Source organism: Pseudoflavonifractor sp. HCP28S3_F10 (assembly GCF_052065415.1).
Classification (GTDB): domain Bacteria; phylum Bacillota; class Clostridia; order Oscillospirales; family Oscillospiraceae; genus Pseudoflavonifractor_A.
This window is the reverse complement of record NZ_JBQHUB010000069.1, coordinates 1-1,182: the sequence shown is the minus strand read 5'-3', so window position 1 is coordinate 1,182 and position 1,182 is coordinate 1. Positions and strand designations below refer to the sequence as shown.

Annotated in this window: 1 protein-coding gene; it reads left to right on the top strand. The window is 63.5% G+C overall.

Translation table 11 applies throughout. The annotated features are described in order from the left end of the window. Positions 1-285 precede the first annotated feature (285 nt). Positions 286-939 carry a pentapeptide repeat-containing protein gene (locus tag ACTNBZ_RS14320; protein WP_441210950.1) on the top strand — a complete coding sequence of 218 codons (654 nt, stop codon included), beginning with the start codon at positions 286-288 and terminating at the stop codon, positions 937-939. Positions 940-1,182 lie beyond the last annotated feature (243 nt).

The window sequence follows — 1,182 nt, the reverse complement described above, 5'->3', positions numbered from 1 at the left end:
CGGCACAGACGGGACCTTGCCGCAGGCGGGATTCACTCCCGCCGAGGATGCCCTGTCCGGGGCCCCGGCAAAGCCCGCTTTGCCGGGGGTGCAGGTCCCCATGCCCATCAGTGAGCTGAAAGCCTGGCTCACCGAAAAGATGGCGTTCTAATCCCCTTTTTCCCCTCTTTCCCCGCAAAACGCCCTCCGCGGGTACTGCCTGCGGAGGGCGTCCATTTTGCATAGCAAAATGGACCATGTGCCGCCTGCGCATGAAGTTTTACACCTGTTACGGGAGGTCCTTTCATGAAGTTTCTCTCCCCTGTCCTCCCCGCCGCGCCGGAGCGGCGGGATGACTTTTCCGCCCTGGCCGCCGCTCTGGCCCAGGAGCAGGAGCCTCTCTCCGGCGCTCTGGTGGAGCGTGCCGTTCTCACCGGCCAGGACCTGTCCGGCCTGATCTTGGAGGGGGTATGCCTTCGGAACTGCCGCCTGACCGGGTGCGATCTGTCCGGCGCCCAGCTTACCGACGTGGTCTTTCAGGACTGCGACCTGTCCGGCTCCCGCTTTGCCGATGGAGTCTGGCAGCGCTGCGCTCTGGAGGACTGCAAGGCCCTGGGCGGCGATTTCCGCCAGTGCGGAACGCAGCATGTGTCCTTCACCGCCTGCAAGCTCGCCTGCGCCAATTTCAGCGGCCAGCGGGTCCGGTATGCCCGGTGGAGCAAATGTGACCTTCAGGGCGCGTCCATGGCCTCCTGCCAGTGGAAGCAGGTGGAACTGCTGGACTGCTCCCTGTCGGGCGTCAGCTTTTTTCAGACCCCCCTCTCCGGCCTGGATCTGACCTCCTGCCGCCTGGAGGGGCTCATCCTCTCCCAGGACGGGGGCGAGCTGCGGGGCGCCGTGGTGGACCGCTGGCAGGCCGCTGAGCTGGCCAAACGCATGGGGCTGGTCATCAGGGAGTAAACAGAAAAGCGTCCTCCGAAACGGAGGACGCTTTTTTTGTTTTTCCGCCCACAGGGTTTTCCTTATTACTCCTCGTCCAGCTTGAGCACTGCCATGAACGCCTCCGTGGGCAGCTGCACCGAACCCAGGGAGCGCATTTTCTTCTTGCCGCCCCAAAAAAGGCTCCGCCTCTTTTGGGGTCCCATCCTCTTTCATGCTCGGGACGAATGAATCGTCCCTGCGCCAGGATTTTGCCTCCGGCAA

Coding starts and splice junctions, on each gene's coding strand:
- ACTNBZ_RS14320 (WP_441210950.1), top strand. CDS start 286: ATGAAGTTTCTCTCCCCTGTCCTCCCCGCCGCGCCGGAGCGGCGGGAT.